Raw genomic sequence first — 15,058 nt, 5'->3', positions numbered from 1 at the left:
GCAACGACTGCCTGCTCGCCAATACAGGCACTGCGCGCGGTGTGACGCTGTCCAGAACATCATCCCCATTGTGGCCGATGATGCCCGCACAGTGACGGTTTACGGCAACCGAGCAGTCCTGCCGCTCGGCGCTGCGGACCACAAAAACGGCGCAGCCATTACCCAAAGCACTCTGGCCTCAGCCATTACCGCTTCGATCACTTACAACTGATCGGCGCAGGCCTAGCGTTGGTGTCGTAACGCCAAACACGCAAAAAAAACCCGACCTTCTCAGGCCGGGCATTTTTATGTGTCCCGGAAAAATCAGGACTGACTGGATGGCGTCGGGGTAACCGGCGTTGCAGTCGGGCTCACGGCAGCGGGCGTCGGTGCAGCAACCGAGTTGGCTGATGAAGCGGTAGGGGTCGTCGCGGTAGCAGGTTTGGCCGCAACGGCTGGCTTGGTCGCTGCTGGTTTTTTGGCCGCGGCGGGCTTCTTCGCCGCAGCAGGTTTGGCCGCTGGTTTTGCCGCAACAGGCTTGGCTGCGGGTTTGGCCGCAGCGGTTTTAGCCGCTGGCTTGGTCGCAGGTTTGGCAGCGGCCTTGGCGGCCGGTTTGGCGGCTGCTTTCGCTGCTGGCTTGGCAGCGGCTTTGGCGGCCACTGGTTTAGCGGCTGGTTTGGCGGCGGCGGTTTTGGCGGCAGGTTTGGCAGCCGTTTTTGCGGTAGCTTTTGCCGGCGCCTTGGCAGCGGGTTTGGCGGCGGCTTTCACCAGCGGCTTGGCAGCGCTTTTCGCGGCCGGTTTGGCCGCAGCGGTTTTAGCCGCTGGCTTGGCAGCCGGTTTCGCGGCTGCGGTTTTCACCGGAGTTACTTTGGCGCCGGTGAGTTTCTCGATCTGCCGGGTCAGGGTATCGACCTTGGTGTGCAGTGCCTTGACTTCAGTACGGCTCGGCACGCCCAGTCGCGAAATCGCCTTGTTAAGACGTGTATCCAGCGCCCCTTCAAGTTCACTCCAGGTACCCAGCACCTGCTTCTTCGCATCACTGATGCGCGAACCGGCAGTCGCCTTAGCGGCATTAACTTGTTTGCCAACGGTGCTCTTGGTCAACTTCTCGGCCTTCTCGCCGTCTTTAACCAGGGTCTCGAAGAGTTTGTTGCCGTCAATGTCGATCTTCGAGTACACACCTAAACCAGCGAGCCAGATTTTGCGGGAATATTCTTCAACTTTCCCGACCCACGAGCTGCCTTCTTTCTGAGTAGTCTTTTTAACAGCCATCCCGATGTCTCCTTAGTGTTTACGCGCGACACGTTCGAGCAATGCCGTCAGCTCTTCGAGCTTAGCAGAGAGTGTCTCCACGTCATGTTTAGACGCAATGCCGATTCGATTCAAGGCACTTGCAACACGAGTGTCAAAAGCTTTTTCAACTTTATCCAGCTGAACTTCTACCAGACCTTTGACAGCGGAGACATTGCTCTTTACTTGGTCAATCTGACTGTTGGCGGCATCAAGTTGTTCAACTGCAACTTTTTTACCTTTACTTTCAACATGTTGACCGCTCTTTACGAGCTCTTTGAAGTACTCGCTGCCCTCGCTGCCGACCTTGGCATAAGCACCGAGTCCTGCAAGCCAGATCTTGCGGGCGTAGGTTTTAACGTCAGTCAGGGCGCCGGTCTGTACGTCGATTTTTTTCTTCAAGATAACTTTGGCCATGGTGCACCTCACGCAGAATAGGGTGGAGGAACGGCCCGCAGGAGTTGAGGGCTTGGGCACAAAGTAGGAGGAAAAATTAGAATCGGCACCCTAAGAACAATCGATCAGGCCAATGCCTTATCCAAGGCTTTCTCGATTTCAGACTTGATCGTGCTACTCATGGCCGACATCAACAGCCCCAACTCCACATCAATACGCAGCGAATCATCCGCCACTAATACTGTTCCTTTAACCCCGGAGCGCTTGAGGTTCAAGGTATCGCCGGACCACGACGGCTCAAGCCCATATTGCTCCTTGAGTTTGTGCGCCAACTTCTCGGCCTTTGCCCGTGCGCCTTCTTTACCCAGGGAATGTGCACGCTCAACGGTTATACGGGCCATTGCAATGACTCCTCTTTATAGGGATTTGAATACCTTCGCTGCGGCAAAAGGCCTCGGTGACCACCTATCTTACCTGCAGCCTTGCCAAGACAAAGCAAGCCTTGGGGATTATCATGTCCCGCATTCTCTTTTGGTGACAGCGATATGACTGATCAGCGCAAAGGCAGCGATGCCGAACCCACCACTCACTTCGGCTTCAAGAACGTTCCGGAAAGCCAAAAAGCGGAAAAAGTCGCTGAGGTGTTCCACTCCGTCGCCGCCAAGTACGACCTGATGAACGACGTGCTCTCCGGCGGTATGCACCGCCTGTGGAAGCGCTTCACTATCGAGTTGTCGGGTGTGCGCACCGGCAACCGTGTGCTGGACATCGCCGGTGGCACCGGCGACCTGGCCGCCAAGTTCTCCAAGCTCGTCGGGCCGACCGGTCAGGTCGTGCTGGCAGACATCAACGGTTCGATGCTCAAGGTTGGCCGTGACCGCCTGCTCGACAAGGGTGTGGCCGGCAATATCGAATTCGTCCAGGCCGACGCTGAAAAGCTGCCGTTCCCCGACAACCATTTCGACTGCGTGACCATCGCCTTCGGCCTGCGCAACGTGACCCACAAGGAAGACGCGATCCGCTCGATGCTGCGCGTCCTCAAACCGGGCGGCCGCCTGTTGGTGCTGGAGTTTTCCAAGCCGACCAATGCGCTGATGTCCAAGGTCTACGACACCTACTCCTTCGCCTTCATGCCATTGATGGGCAAGCTGATCACCAATGACGCCGAAAGCTACCGCTACCTGGCCGAATCGATCCGCATGCACCCTGACCAGGAAACCCTGAAGTCGATGATGGTAGAAGCCGGTTTCGACCGTGTGACCTACCACAACATGACCTCGGGTATCGTCGCCCTGCACCGCGGCATCAAGCCCTGATGCTGTTCGCAGGCCTGCTCGCCAGCGTCGAACACGGCCTCAACCGTGTGCTGCGCCTGGACAGTACCGCCTTGGCGCGGCTCGCGCATTTAGAGGGCAAGGTCATTGCCGTCGACTGCACCAGCCCCGCCTTGCAGCTTTTTATCCTGCCCAGCGACGAAGGCCTGCTGCTGGCCAGCCAATGGGCCGCCGAAGCCGACTGCACTCTGCGCGCGCCGGCGTCGAGCCTGTTGCACCTGGCCCTGAGCCGCAACAAGACCGCCATCCTGCACAGCCCTGAAGTGGCGCTGGAAGGCGACAGCGCGGTGCTGATGGACTTGGCCGCCGTGCTGCAAGACCTGGAGCTGGACTGGGAATACGAGCTGTCCCGCTGGATCGGCCCCGTGACCACCCAGTTGATAAGCGGGCACCTGCGCAGCCGCACGCGCTGGTACCAGCAAGGGTTTGCCAGCCTCAACCAGAACCTCGCCGAATACCTGAGCGAAGAATCGCGCACCCTGGTCGGGCAGCAGGAAGCGCAAGCGCGCTTTCGCGAACTCGACAAGGCCAAAATCGACCTGGAACGCCTTGAGGCGCGCTTCGAGCGCCTGAGCCGTTCCCTTGATCCAAGCGATAACGCATGAAGCTGCTCGCCGTCCGCCGTTTGTTTCGTATCCAGCGCGTCGTAATCCGCTACCGCCTCGATGACTTGCTGTTCGCCCTACCCTTGCCGTGGTTTCTGCTGGCGGTGCGCTACGTGCTGCCGTGGCGCTGGTTTCCGCGCAAGCAACTGGAGCTGAACCGCGGTGCGCGTCTGCGTCTGGCGCTTCAGGATTTGGGGCCGATCTTCATCAAGTTCGGGCAGATCCTCTCGACGCGCCGCGATCTGCTGCCCGAAGACATCGCCGACGAATTGATGCTGTTGCAGGACCGCGTACCGCCGTTCGATTCACAGCAGTCGATGAAACTGATCGAAGAACAGTTGGGCAAGAAGATCAGCGAGGTCTTCACCCGCTTCGACGTCGAGCCGCTGGCCTCGGCCTCCGTGGCACAAGTCCACGCGGCGCAGCTCAAGACTGGCGAAGAAGTGGTCGTGAAGGTCATTCGCCCAGGCCTGAAGCCGATCATCGGTCAGGACCTCGCGTGGTTGTTCATCCTCGCCCGCGCTGCCGAACGTTTCTCTGCCGACGCGCGCCTGCTGCACCCGGTGGACGTGGTCGCCGACTACGAAAAAACCATCTACGACGAACTCGACCTGCTGCGCGAAGCCGCCAACGCCAGCCAACTCAAGCGCAACTTCGAGGGCTCGCAGCTGCTGTACGTGCCGCAAGTGTATTGGGACTGGTGCCGCCCGAAAGTGCTGGTGATGGAGCGCATCTACGGCGTGCAGGTCACCGACCTCGCCACCCTGGCCGACCAGCGCACCGATATGAAGATGCTCGCCGAACGCGGTGTGGAGATCTTCTTCACCCAAGTGTTCCGCGATAGCTTCTTCCACGCCGACATGCACCCGGGCAACATCTTCGTCAGCACCGTCAACCCGTGGAGCCCGCAGTACATCGCGATCGACTGCGGCATCGTCGGCAGCCTTACCCCGGAAGACCAGGACTACCTGGCGCGCAACCTGTTCGCCTTCTTCAAGCGTGACTACCGCCGCGTGGCGCAGTTGCACATCGACTCAGGCTGGGTGCCGGCGGAAACCAAACTCAACGAATTCGAAGCAGCGATCCGCACCGTGTGCGAACCGATCTTTGAGAAACCGTTAAAAGACATCTCCTTTGGTCAGGTGCTGATGCGCCTGTTCCAGACCGCGCGGCGCTTCAATATGGAAGTGCAGCCGCAGTTGGTACTGCTGCAAAAAACCTTGCTCAACATCGAAGGCCTGGGCCGTCAGTTGTACCCGGACCTCGACCTGTGGAACACCGCCCAGCCGTTCCTCGAACGCTGGATGCGCGAGCGCATGAGCCCGAAAACCGTGTTGGGTAACCTGCACAGCCAAATGGAACAACTGCCGCACCTGGCCAACATGACTCGCGACTTGCTTGAGCGCATGTCCCAGCCCCACGCCAAGGACCCGGAACCGCCGTGGCGCAAGCGCAAGGATGACTGGTTCCTGCGCCTGCTCGGCGCCGCGCACCTGGTGGGCGGTGTGATGCTGGCCATTGGTGGGCCGTTGAATCAACTGGGCCACTGGCCTGCGGGGATCATGGTCGCCGTGGGTGTTTATCTGATCGTGCGTCGATAGCCAATCCGGTTATACACTGTCGCAAATTGCCGGAGCCGAACATGAAAGACTGGCTGGACGAGATCAAGTGGGACAGTGACGGCCTGGTGCCGGCCATTGCCCAGGACTACAAGACCGGGCGCGTGCTGATGATGGCCTGGATGAACCGCGAGGCCCTGAGCCTCACCGCCACTGAGCAGCGTGCCATTTACTGGTCACGTTCCCGTGGCAAACTGTGGCGCAAGGGCGAAGAGTCCGGGCACGTGCAGACCCTGCACGAGATGCGCATCGACTGCGACGCCGACGTGGTGATCCTCAAGGTCGAGCAGATCGGCGATATCGCCTGCCACACCGGCCGTCACAGTTGCTTCTATCGCGTGTTCGAGAACGGCGAGTGGAAAACCGTCGAACCGGTGCTCAAAGACCCGCACGCCATTTATTCCGCAGGACACTGACCATGAGCGATACCCTGAACCGCGTGGCCCAGGTGCTGGAAGACCGCAAAGGTGCGGACGCCGACAGCTCCTACGTCGCCAGCCTGTACCACAAGGGCCTGAACAAAATTCTGGAAAAGCTCGGCGAAGAATCCGTCGAGACCATCATCGCCGCCAAGGATGCGCAAATCAGCGGCGACTGCAGCGATGTCATCTATGAGACCGCCGACTTGTGGTTCCATAGCATGGTCATGCTCGCCCAACTGGGGCAGCATCCACAGGCAGTGCTGGACGAACTGGACCGTCGCTTCGGCTTGTCCGGGCATGCCGAAAAGGCCTCGCGCCCGTCCGCTTGAATAACTAAGACTAGAGGATTTGCAGCATGGGCATTTTTGACTGGAAACACTGGATCGTCATTCTGGTGGTCGTGGTACTGGTGTTCGGCACCAAGAAACTCAAGAACCTGGGCACCGACGTGGGCGAGTCGATCAAGGGCTTTCGTAAAGCCATGAACGACGACGAAAAGCCTGCCGACCCCGCCGCCAATCCCGTACCGCCGGTCCAGCCTGTGCACCCGCAGGCCGCCCAGCCGATCACCGAGCGTCGCACCTTCGACGTGCAGGCTGAGAAAGTCGAAGAGCCGACCCGCAAAGACTCGTGAGCACTGAATAATGTTTGGTATCAGCTTCTCTGAACTGCTGCTCGTCGGCCTCGTGGCCCTGTTGGTACTGGGGCCGGAACGCCTGCCCGGTGCCGCGCGCACGGCCGGCCTGTGGATCGGGCGCCTGAAACGCAGTTTCAACGCGATCAAACAGGAAGTTGAACGGGAAATCGGCGCCGACGAGATCCGCCGCCAACTGCACAACGAGCACATTCTGTCGTTGGAGCAGGAAGCACGGAAGATTTTGTCCCCTGTCCAGGAGCCCGCCAAGCCGGTGGAGCCTGTGGCCGAGCACAGCATTGCGCCAGCGGTTGAGCCTACGCCCGCCGCCCCGACGCCTACCGCGCCAACCGAGCCTGCGCCGACGCCCGTTGCGTCGCCCGCGCCCCATGACCCTACATTGCCGCCGCGAGCCCCATGAGCGCTGATAAACCGGAAAACGACCAGCACATGCCGCTGGTCTCGCACCTCACCGAGCTGCGTACGCGCCTGCTGCGTTGCGTAGCGGCCATATTCATCATCTTTGCCGGGCTGTTCGCCTTTACCCAGCAGATCTATACCTTCGTTTCCACGCCGCTGCGCCAGTACCTGCCGGCCGGCGCGACGATGATCGCCACGGATGTTTCATCGCCGTTCCTCACGCCGTTGAAACTGACGATGATGGTTTCGCTGTTCCTGGCGATCCCGGTGATCCTGCATCAGATCTGGGGCTTTATCGCGCCGGGCCTGTACAAGCACGAGAAGCGCATCGCGGTGCCGTTGCTGGTATCGAGCATCCTGCTGTTCTACACCGGCATGGCGTTCGCGTACTTCCTGGTATTCCCGTTGATCTTCAAGTTCTTCGCCGCTGCCACTCCGGCGGGCGTGGAGATGATGACCGACATCACCAGCTACCTCGACTTCGTGATGACGCTGTTCTTCGCCTTTGGCGTGGCCTTCGAAATCCCGGTGGCCGTGGTGCTGCTGGTGTGGATCGGCGTGGTCAACGTGGCCTACCTGAAGAAGATCCGCCCGTACGTGATCATCGGTTGCTTCGTGGTCGGCATGATCCTGACGCCGCCGGACATCTTCTCCCAGACCCTGCTGGCCGTGCCGATGTGGATGCTGTTCGAGATCGGCATCCTGTTCAGCGGTTTGATCAGCAAGCGTGGCGATCACCCGGATGACCAACCCGTCGACGACGAACAGCCGCCAGCGACCCAGCCGTGAACCTGCTGCTGCTTGAAGAGGCCGACTTTATTGCGGCCGACCGGGTGATCCTGCGCGATCGACGCCTGGTGCATATGCAGGAGGTCCACCGCGCCGCCGTAGGCGACAGCCTGCGCGTGGGGCGCATCGGCGGGTTGATGGGCGTCGCGCAATTGTTGCGTCTGGAAGCCAGCGAAGCCGAGCTGCAAGTGAGCTTCGACCAACCGCCTCCAGCCAAGCTGCCCCTGACCCTGCTACTGGCCCTTCCCCGCCCGAAAATGCTGCGCCGGGTGCTGCAAACCGTTGCTGCCATGGGCGTGCCGAAGGTGGTGCTGGTCAATAGTTACCGAGTGGAAAAGAGCTTCTGGCAGACCCCGTTCCTGGAGCCCGAGGCGATACGCGAGCAACTGATCCTTGGCCTGGAACAGGCGCGGGACACGGTGCTGCCCGAGATCATCATCGAAAAGCGCTTCAAGCCATTCGTCGAAGACCGCCTGCCGGCCATGACCGAAGGCACCCTTGGCCTGATCGGCCATCCAGGCGATTACCCAGCTTGCCCCCGTGGGCTGGATGAGCCGGTTACCCTGGCCATCGGCCCGGAAGGCGGCTGGATCCCCTACGAAGTGGACCTATTGGCCAAGGCTGGCTTGCAGCCGGTACAACTCGGCGCACGGATCCTACGGGTTGAAACCGCCGTCACCGCCCTGCTCGCCCGCCTCTTCTAACAACGGCGCTGTCCCCTTGTGAGAGGGGCTCGCCCCCGATGACGGTTTGTCAGCTGATAAATATATCGACCGATCCCCCTATCGGGCGCACCCCCCCGCCATTAGAGCTGCGTCGCTACAGAATCCCGGGCGCAGGCCGATAACTCCTGAATAAGTCCAAGCCTTGTTCCAGGGGAGTTCGCAGCATGTATCGTTGGTTAGCCGAAAAGCTGGGGAATGTCAGCGTCAAAACCAAGTTGGGCGTAGGTTTCGGCCTGGTGTTACTACTCACACTGATGATCACCTTCACCGGCTGGACCGGCCTGGGCGATGTGATCAGTCGCGGTGACAAGCTGGGCTTTATCTCCAGCCTCAATGGATTGACCAAGGACCTGCGCCTGGCTCGCCGGGACTATGAATTGCGCCATGGCGAACAAGGCCCAGGCGCGGTCAGCGAATTGCTGGACAAGCTCAATAGCGGCCTGAATAAAGCCCGCAACCTAATTGAACAACCCGCCGACGCGGCCCTGGTCGATGAACAGTTGGCCGCCGTGGACCAGTACAAGCGCGCATTCGGCGACATGGTGCAAGCCAGCGCCAACCGTGAAAACGCCCGCAGCAAGCTGGGAGATACCGCTGACAACGCGGTGCTCAAGATCAATGAGATCGAGAAGGCCCTGCTGCAAGGCGACAGCGTCACCCAGTTCAACACTGTGGTGGAAGCGAGCAAACTGATACAGCAGGCGCGCTTCCAAGTGCGCGGCTATACCTACAGCGGCAAGGTCGAAGCCGAGCAACCCGCACTGGATGCCATCGACAATGCCCTGAAGAAAATCACCAGCCTCAACGGCCAACTGCCTGAGCAATATTCGACCAACCTGCAACAGGCCAGCGTCTCGCTGCAAGCCTACCGCGCCGCTGTCAGCCAGTACCGCGACTCGCAGGTGGCCAGCGCTGCGGCCCTTAAAACCATGAGCGATCAAGGCGATCTGTTGCTTGGCCACAGCGACAAACTGACCCTCTCCCAAACCGTGGTGCGCGACACCGATGCCGCGCAAGCCAAGTCTCTGTTGCTGCTGGCAACTGTGCTGGCGTTGATCTTTGGCCTGGTGGCGGCCTGGGCGATCACCCGCCAAATCATTATCCCGCTGGACCAAACACTCAAGGTCGCCGAGCGCGTCGCCTCGGGTGACCTGAGCCACAACCTGACGTCTTTGCGCCAGGACGAGCTGGGGCAGTTGCAGAGGGCTATGCAGAGCATGACCGTGGGCTTGCGCGAGTTGATCGGCGGCATCAGCGAGGGCGTGACCCAGATCGCCAGCGCTGCTGAGCAACTGTCGGCTGTCACCGAACAGACCAGCGCCGGGGTCAACAGCCAGAAGGTCGAGACCGACCAAGTAGCCACCGCCATGAACGAGATGGCCGCGACCGTGCAGGAAGTCGCGCGCAATGCCGAAGAAGCCTCCGAGGCCGCCGCAGCGGCTGACCAGCAGGCCCGCGAAGGCGACAAGGTGGTCGGTGAAGCTATCGCCCAAATCGAGCGCCTGGCCACTGAGGTCGGCAATTCCACAGTCGCCATGGGCGACCTTAAACGGGAAAGCGACAAGATCGGCAGCGTGCTCGACGTGATCAAATCCGTGGCCCAGCAAACCAACCTGCTGGCCCTCAACGCCGCAATCGAAGCCGCGCGCGCCGGTGAAGCCGGACGTGGCTTCGCGGTGGTGGCCGATGAAGTGCGCAGCCTGGCCCAGCGCACGCAGAAGTCCACCGAAGAGATCGAAGAGCTGATTGCCGGCCTGCAGAGCGGCACCCAACAGGTGGCGACCATCATGGACAACAGTCGCAGCCTCACCGACAGCAGCGTCGAGCTGACCCGCCGTGCCGGCAGCGCATTGGAGAACATCACCCGCACAGTCTCGACTATCCAGACGATGAACTCCCAGATCGCCACCGCCGCCGAACAGCAAAGCGCTGTGGCGGAAGAGATCAACCGCAGCGTGCTGAACGTGCGCGATGTCTCGGAGCAGACGGCTGCGGCCAGTGAAGAAACCGCCGCGTCGAGCACCGAACTGGCGCGCCTGGGCACGCATCTGCAAGCACTGGTGGGTCGCTTCCGAGTCTGACCTACCTCCCCGCGCGGCGACCTGTCCTGGGTCGCCGCCTGCAATCTATGAAACTTCCTACACGTTTATCAGCCCCTCCCGATCTTCAAAGACACTAGCGTTCAGGTCAGTTCAGTGTGCTCACGCACTTGTCGGAGGTTAATCATGCTTCGTCGAATGACTCACCTGCTGGGTAACGCCAGTGTCACCCTCAAATTGGCCCTGGGCTTTGCCCTGGTACTGGCCCTGAGCCTTGTCATTGCCGTGACCGGCTGGCAAGCATTAGCGGCGTCCCTTTACCGATCACAAACGCTGAGCGTACTGGCACAACTGGCGGTGGCCGGCGAAGAGCTGCGCACCGACAGAATCCTCTATCGCACCCTGGACGACGCCGAAAGCCTCAGTCGATTGAGCGCGAGTATGGAGAAAGTCGACAAGGCCCTGGCGGAGCTGTCCAACCGACTTAAGGTGCCGAAAGCCATTCAATATCTGCAGGAGATGACGCGGATGTCTGCCACGTTCAAATCCACACTCAAGGGCGTGCCCGCGCTGGTGGAAAAACGCGAAAGTGCCCGGGAACAGCTGACACAGAGCACCACGCGGGCCGGCGATGTTCTGGCACAACTGGCTAGCGACTTGCCTGATCAGGAAGATGAAAAAGCCCTGGATGCCGTCGAAAACCTGCGCCAGGCCATGGAACAGGCCGAGGACCGTGCCAAGAGCCCGGCTTGGGCTTCAAGTTCGCTGGATGCGTATGGACAAGCCGTGGTTGACGCAGAACGCAGCCTCGAACTCGCCCAGGCTGAAGTGGCCAAACTGGCGGTCGACAGTGACGCGATGAAAAACGCCGTGCTCAGTATCCGCACCCAGCTGACCCGCCTTAAAGACACCCAACTCACGACCGAAAGTAGCCATAACCAGTTGGAGCAGCAGTTGGATCAGTTGCTCGCGCAGAGTGACCTCTTGAGCCAGGATCAGACCCAACGACGCGACAGAGAAGCCGACCAAGCCCGCATCCAGACCTTGGGTATTGCGGCTGCCGCGGTGCTCTTCGGCGCCTTGGCCGCCTGGGTGATTGCCGGACAAATCGTGCACCCGCTGCGCAAGGCGCTCATGGTGGCCAACCGCATTGCCGAGGGTGATCTGAGCAACGAAGTGCAGTCACAGCGCCGCGATGAGCTGGGCCAGTTGCAACGCAGCATGAGCCAAATGACGCTGAACCTACGGGGGTTGGTTGGCAACATCAGCGACAACGCACGGCAAATCGCCAGCGCCGCCGAAGAGCTCTCTGCCGTCACTGAGCAAACCCGCGCCGGGGTGAATAATCAGCGCGATGAAACCGAGCAGGTGGCGACGGCCATGAACCAGATGCTGGCCACCGCCCAGGAAGTGGCGCGCCACGCCGAGCAAGCATCGATTGCCGCCGGCCAGGCCAATCAGCAGGCTGAACTGGGCGATCAGGTGGTCACGGATGCCGTGGCACAAATTGAACACCTGGCCCATGAGATGGCTCGCTCAAGCGAAGCCATGTTGGGGCTGCAACGGGAAAGCCAGAAAATCGGCAGCGTGCTGGACGTGATCAAGTCCGTGTCGCAGCAGACCAACCTGCTGGCGCTCAATGCAGCGATTGAAGCCGCACGGGCCGGTGAGGCAGGCCAGGGCTTCGCCGTGGTCGCCGATGAAGTGCGCAGCCTCGCCCGGCGGACCCAGCAGTCCGCCGAAGAAATCGAAGAATTGATTGGTGGCCTGCACAGGGGCACCCAACAGGCGGCCGACATCATGGACTACAGCCGCACGCTGACCGACAACAGCGTCGGCCTGACTCGCAACGCCGGGGACGCCCTGACGGAGATCGCCCGCACCGTGGCCATCATCCAGGAAATGAACCCGCAGATTGCCGCAGCGGCCGAGGAGCAAAGCGCGGTGGCCGAAGAGATCAATCGCAGCGTCTTGAAGGTCCGCGATGCCTCGGAGCAAACCGCTGCCGCCAGCGAACAGACGGCGGCGGCGAGTATCGAGTTGGCGCGACTGGGAACGGATCTGCAGCAATGCGTAGGGAGGTTCAAGATATGAACCTCCCGGTTTCAGTGGCCTTGGGCTTACAGAACCTGACGCAGGAACGCTTGGGCACGCGGGTCTTTTGGCGAATCAAAAAACTCGACCGGTGCCGCATCTTCCAACAACTTGCCGTGATCGAAGAACAACACACGGTCCGCCACTTCGCGGGCGAAGCCCATTTCGTGGGTAACGCAGACCATCGTCATGCCTTCCAGGGCCAAGGTCTTCATCACGTCCAGCACTTCGCCGACCATTTCCGGGTCGAGGGCCGAGGTGGGCTCGTCGAACAGCATCACCTTGGGCTCCATCGCCAGCGCCCGGGCGATCGCCACCCGTTGTTGCTGGCCGCCGGACAGGCGTGATGGGAACTCGTTGGCCTTCTGTGCAATGCCGACCTTTTCCAGCAGGGCCAAGGCCTTGGCTTCGCGCTCTTGCTTGCCGCGCTTGCGCACGACTTTTTGCGCCAGGCACAGGTTCTCCAACACGGTCATGTGGGGGAACAGGTTGAAGTGCTGGAACACCATGCCGACTTCACGACGATAGGCGTTCACGTCGGTTTTCGGATCGGCCAGTTGCAGGCCGTCGATGCTCACCGAGCCCGAGTCGAACTCTTCCAGACCATTGAGGCAACGCAGGAAAGTCGACTTGCCGGAGCCGGACGGGCCGATCACCACCAGCACTTCTCCCTTGGCCACCTGGGTGGTCACATGGTCTACCGCACGCACTACATGGCCACGGGTGTCGAAGACTTTTACCAGATCGCGGACTTCAATCACTTTGGGCGAGCCTCCGCTCAAGCCGGCTGGCCATTTTCGACAGCGGCAGGTTGATCAGCAGGTACAGGCCTGCGACGCAGAACAGGATTTCAAACGGCGAGAACGAGGTCGTGATGACTTCGCGACCGCTCTTGAGCAGTTCGGTAATGGCGATCACCGAGACCAGGGACGTGTCTTTCACCAGGCTGATGAATTGCCCTGCCAAGGGCGGCAGTACGCGCTTGAAGGCTTGCGGCAGCACCACATGGCGCATCGACTGGCTGGCACTCAGGCCCAAGGAGCGCGCGGCTTCGTTCTGCCCGCGGGTGATGGACTGCACGCCGGCGCGAACGATTTCGGCCACATAGGCGCCGGTGAACAGCGACAGCGCGGCGATCCCGGCAAATTCCCGTGACAGGTTGAGCACCGTGCCAATGAAGAAATAGAAAATGAAGATTTGCACCAGCAGCGGGGTGCCACGTACCAGTTCGACGTAGATCGTCGACAGATCACGCAAGGTCGGGTTGTTGGAAAGTCGGCACAAACCGGTGGCAAGGCCAATCGCCAGGCCCAAAATCCCGGAAACCACCGACAGCCACAGCGTGGTCCACAACCCCCACATCAGCGGGCCCAACGCCCAATGACGATTCACACCAATGACATCGCCTTCGGCCACGTCATCACCGCGCGCCACTTGCAGACTGTTGTCGGCAACCGTCACCTTTTGCTCGTTGCCAGCGTCGTTGCGCAGGGTCACTTCGGCGACGTCGCCGTTACGAACCAGCTCAATGACGGTGGAGATGTCCGCTGCACGCTGTGCTTCTTCGGCCTGGTAGGCGAAGTATTGCGGCACGCGGTTCCAGCGCCATTCGTAGGACATCAGCGAGGTAGCGTAGTACAAGGCGCCGGCCAGGCCGACCAGCACGACCACGGTTAGCAGGTGCCAAGGCCATTGGGCTTTTTTCTGTTTCATTACTCGACATCCAAAAAATTCGAAGGCATGCGCCTTTGTGTAGTGAGCGGGCTTGCCCCGCGCTGGGGGGGGGGCAAGTAGCCCCAAAATCATGCGCCTCGGTCTTTCTGAAACACCGCTGCGTCTGGATTTAGGGCGGCTTCGCCCCCCAGCGCAGGGCAAGCCCGCTCACTACAGGACAGCCTTTATTCCATGTCCTTGAGCCACTCTGAGCTCTTGAACCACTTGTCATGAATGCGATCGTAGGTGCCGTCGTTCTTGATCTGGTGCAGGAAGTTGTTGATGAAGTTGATGCTGTCGTAATCACCTTTCTTCAGGCCAAACGCCAATGGCTCGAAGGTGAAGGGTTCGTCCAGGAACACCAGCTTGCCGTTGCCGACTTTCTTCTCGGCAACCACGTTGTACGGTGCGTCATACACAAAGGCATCGGCCTTGCCGTTGACTACGTCCAGCACGCCTTCCTGCTCGTTGTCATAGCCGTGGTACTTGGCTTTGGAGATCAGCTTCTTGGCGACCATTTCACCGGTGGTGCCAAGCTTGGAGGTCAGGCGGTATTTCTCGTCGTTCAGGTCTTTGTAGGACTTGATGGTGCCTTCCAGGTCCTTGCGAATCAGCAGAGTCTGGCCGACCACGATGAAGGGTTCGCTGAAGTTCAGGCGCAGGTTGCGTTCCTGGGTCAGGGTCATGCCGCTGCCGATCATGTCGAATTTGCCGGTCAGGAACGCTGGGATGATGCCGTCATAACCCGTGGAAACCAGCTCCAGCTTGACGCCCATGGACTTGGCCATGGCCTTGAGGATGTCAACTTCGAAGCCGATGATCTCACCGCGCTTGTCTGTCATCTCGAACGGCATGTAGGTCGGATCCATGCCGACTTTCAGCGTGCCGCGCTTGACCGCATCGTCGATGGCGCCAGCCTGGGCCGCATTGGCTGCGACCAGCGCAGTGACGCCAAGCAGCAGCATCGAAAGATACTTTTTCATCATCAAGTCCCCTGAA

Annotated in this window: 17 protein-coding genes; 11 read left to right on the top strand and 6 right to left on the bottom strand. The window is 60.4% G+C overall.

Annotated features, from left to right (window positions below):
* Nucleotides 1-303: 303 nt before the first annotated feature.
* The 3 genes from AOA61_RS14450 to AOA61_RS14440 all read right to left on the bottom strand — a co-directional run bounded on the left by AOA61_RS14450 (nucleotide 304) and on the right by AOA61_RS14440 (nucleotide 2,066).
* Entirely contained in the window at nucleotides 304-1,251 is a 948-nt protein-coding gene (locus tag AOA61_RS14450; RefSeq protein ID WP_099602009.1) for a phasin family protein, read from the bottom strand.
* Nucleotides 1,252-1,263: 12 nt separating this feature from the next.
* Nucleotides 1,264-1,686, bottom strand: a complete 423-nt coding sequence (locus AOA61_RS14445) for a phasin family protein (protein ID WP_032890224.1) — start codon at nucleotides 1,684-1,686, stop codon at nucleotides 1,264-1,266.
* Nucleotides 1,687-1,790: 104 nt separating this feature from the next.
* Nucleotides 1,791-2,066 carry a polyhydroxyalkanoic acid system family protein gene (locus AOA61_RS14440; protein WP_032890222.1) on the bottom strand — a complete coding sequence of 92 codons (276 nt, stop codon included), beginning with the start codon at nucleotides 2,064-2,066 and terminating at the stop codon, nucleotides 1,791-1,793.
* Between the two features lie 144 nt (nucleotides 2,067-2,210).
* On the opposite strand from AOA61_RS14440, the gene ubiE reads away from it, so the two are divergent.
* From ubiE to AOA61_RS14385, 11 genes are all read left to right on the top strand, one after another.
* Nucleotides 2,211-2,981: a bifunctional demethylmenaquinone methyltransferase/2-methoxy-6-polyprenyl-1,4-benzoquinol methylase UbiE gene (ubiE, locus tag AOA61_RS14435; protein WP_003171186.1), complete on the top strand. Its 771-nt coding sequence runs from the start codon at nucleotides 2,211-2,213 to the stop codon at nucleotides 2,979-2,981.
* A complete protein-coding gene (locus AOA61_RS14430) occupies nucleotides 2,981-3,604 on the top strand; it encodes an SCP2 domain-containing protein (protein WP_099602008.1) in 624 nt (207 codons plus the stop codon). Before ubiE ends, AOA61_RS14430 begins: the two co-directional genes overlap by 1 nt.
* Entirely contained in the window at nucleotides 3,601-5,205 is a 1,605-nt protein-coding gene (gene ubiB / locus AOA61_RS14425; protein WP_032890218.1) for a ubiquinone biosynthesis regulatory protein kinase UbiB, read from the top strand. Before AOA61_RS14430 ends, ubiB begins: the two co-directional genes overlap by 4 nt.
* A 41-nt stretch (nucleotides 5,206-5,246) precedes the next feature.
* Complete coding sequence (hisI, locus tag AOA61_RS14420; protein WP_032890216.1) at nucleotides 5,247-5,639, top strand: phosphoribosyl-AMP cyclohydrolase; 393 nt, start codon at nucleotides 5,247-5,249, stop codon at nucleotides 5,637-5,639.
* 2 nt (nucleotides 5,640-5,641) lie between these two features.
* Nucleotides 5,642-5,974, top strand: a complete 333-nt coding sequence (locus AOA61_RS14415) for a phosphoribosyl-ATP diphosphatase (protein ID WP_099602007.1) — start codon at nucleotides 5,642-5,644, stop codon at nucleotides 5,972-5,974.
* 26 nt (nucleotides 5,975-6,000) lie between these two features.
* Nucleotides 6,001-6,279 (top strand): twin-arginine translocase TatA/TatE family subunit, encoded by a 279-nt coding sequence (locus AOA61_RS14410; RefSeq protein WP_032890214.1) that lies wholly within the window; start codon nucleotides 6,001-6,003, stop codon nucleotides 6,277-6,279.
* Nucleotides 6,280-6,289: 10 nt separating this feature from the next.
* Nucleotides 6,290-6,700: a Sec-independent protein translocase protein TatB gene (gene tatB, locus AOA61_RS14405; RefSeq protein ID WP_095186135.1), complete on the top strand. Its 411-nt coding sequence runs from the start codon at nucleotides 6,290-6,292 to the stop codon at nucleotides 6,698-6,700.
* Nucleotides 6,697-7,488, top strand: a complete 792-nt coding sequence (gene tatC / locus AOA61_RS14400; RefSeq protein WP_032890209.1) for a twin-arginine translocase subunit TatC — start codon at nucleotides 6,697-6,699, stop codon at nucleotides 7,486-7,488. The genes tatB and tatC overlap by 4 nt, the downstream gene beginning before the upstream one ends.
* On the top strand, nucleotides 7,485-8,192 hold the full coding sequence (locus AOA61_RS14395; RefSeq protein WP_099602006.1) for a 16S rRNA (uracil(1498)-N(3))-methyltransferase: 708 nt from the start codon (nucleotides 7,485-7,487) through the stop codon (nucleotides 8,190-8,192). Before tatC ends, AOA61_RS14395 begins: the two co-directional genes overlap by 4 nt.
* Before the next feature lie 185 nt (nucleotides 8,193-8,377).
* Nucleotides 8,378-10,294: a methyl-accepting chemotaxis protein gene (locus AOA61_RS14390; protein WP_032890206.1), complete on the top strand. Its 1,917-nt coding sequence runs from the start codon at nucleotides 8,378-8,380 to the stop codon at nucleotides 10,292-10,294.
* A 144-nt stretch (nucleotides 10,295-10,438) separates the two neighbouring features.
* Entirely contained in the window at nucleotides 10,439-12,346 is a 1,908-nt protein-coding gene (locus tag AOA61_RS14385; RefSeq protein ID WP_163033285.1) for a methyl-accepting chemotaxis protein, read from the top strand.
* Between the two features lie 26 nt (nucleotides 12,347-12,372).
* On the opposite strand, the gene AOA61_RS14380 is transcribed toward AOA61_RS14385, so the two are convergent.
* From AOA61_RS14380 to AOA61_RS14370, 3 genes are all read right to left on the bottom strand, one after another.
* Nucleotides 12,373-13,107 carry an amino acid ABC transporter ATP-binding protein gene (locus AOA61_RS14380; protein WP_099602005.1) on the bottom strand — a complete coding sequence of 245 codons (735 nt, stop codon included), beginning with the start codon at nucleotides 13,105-13,107 and terminating at the stop codon, nucleotides 12,373-12,375.
* The gene (locus tag AOA61_RS14375) at nucleotides 13,100-14,059 is read right to left on the bottom strand and encodes an amino acid ABC transporter permease (protein ID WP_032890201.1); all 960 of its coding nucleotides are present in this window, start codon (nucleotides 14,057-14,059) and stop codon (nucleotides 13,100-13,102) included. Before AOA61_RS14375 ends, AOA61_RS14380 begins: the two co-directional genes overlap by 8 nt.
* A 185-nt stretch (nucleotides 14,060-14,244) precedes the next feature.
* Nucleotides 14,245-15,042 (bottom strand): transporter substrate-binding domain-containing protein, encoded by a 798-nt coding sequence (locus AOA61_RS14370; protein WP_032890199.1) that lies wholly within the window; start codon nucleotides 15,040-15,042, stop codon nucleotides 14,245-14,247.
* Nucleotides 15,043-15,058 lie beyond the last annotated feature (16 nt).

The organism is Pseudomonas sp. 2995-1 (genome assembly GCF_002742505.1).
GTDB classification, from domain to species: domain Bacteria; phylum Pseudomonadota; class Gammaproteobacteria; order Pseudomonadales; family Pseudomonadaceae; genus Aquipseudomonas; species Aquipseudomonas sivasensis.
The sequence above is the reverse complement of the archived record's forward strand: the minus strand, read 5'-3'. Positions and strand labels throughout refer to the sequence as shown.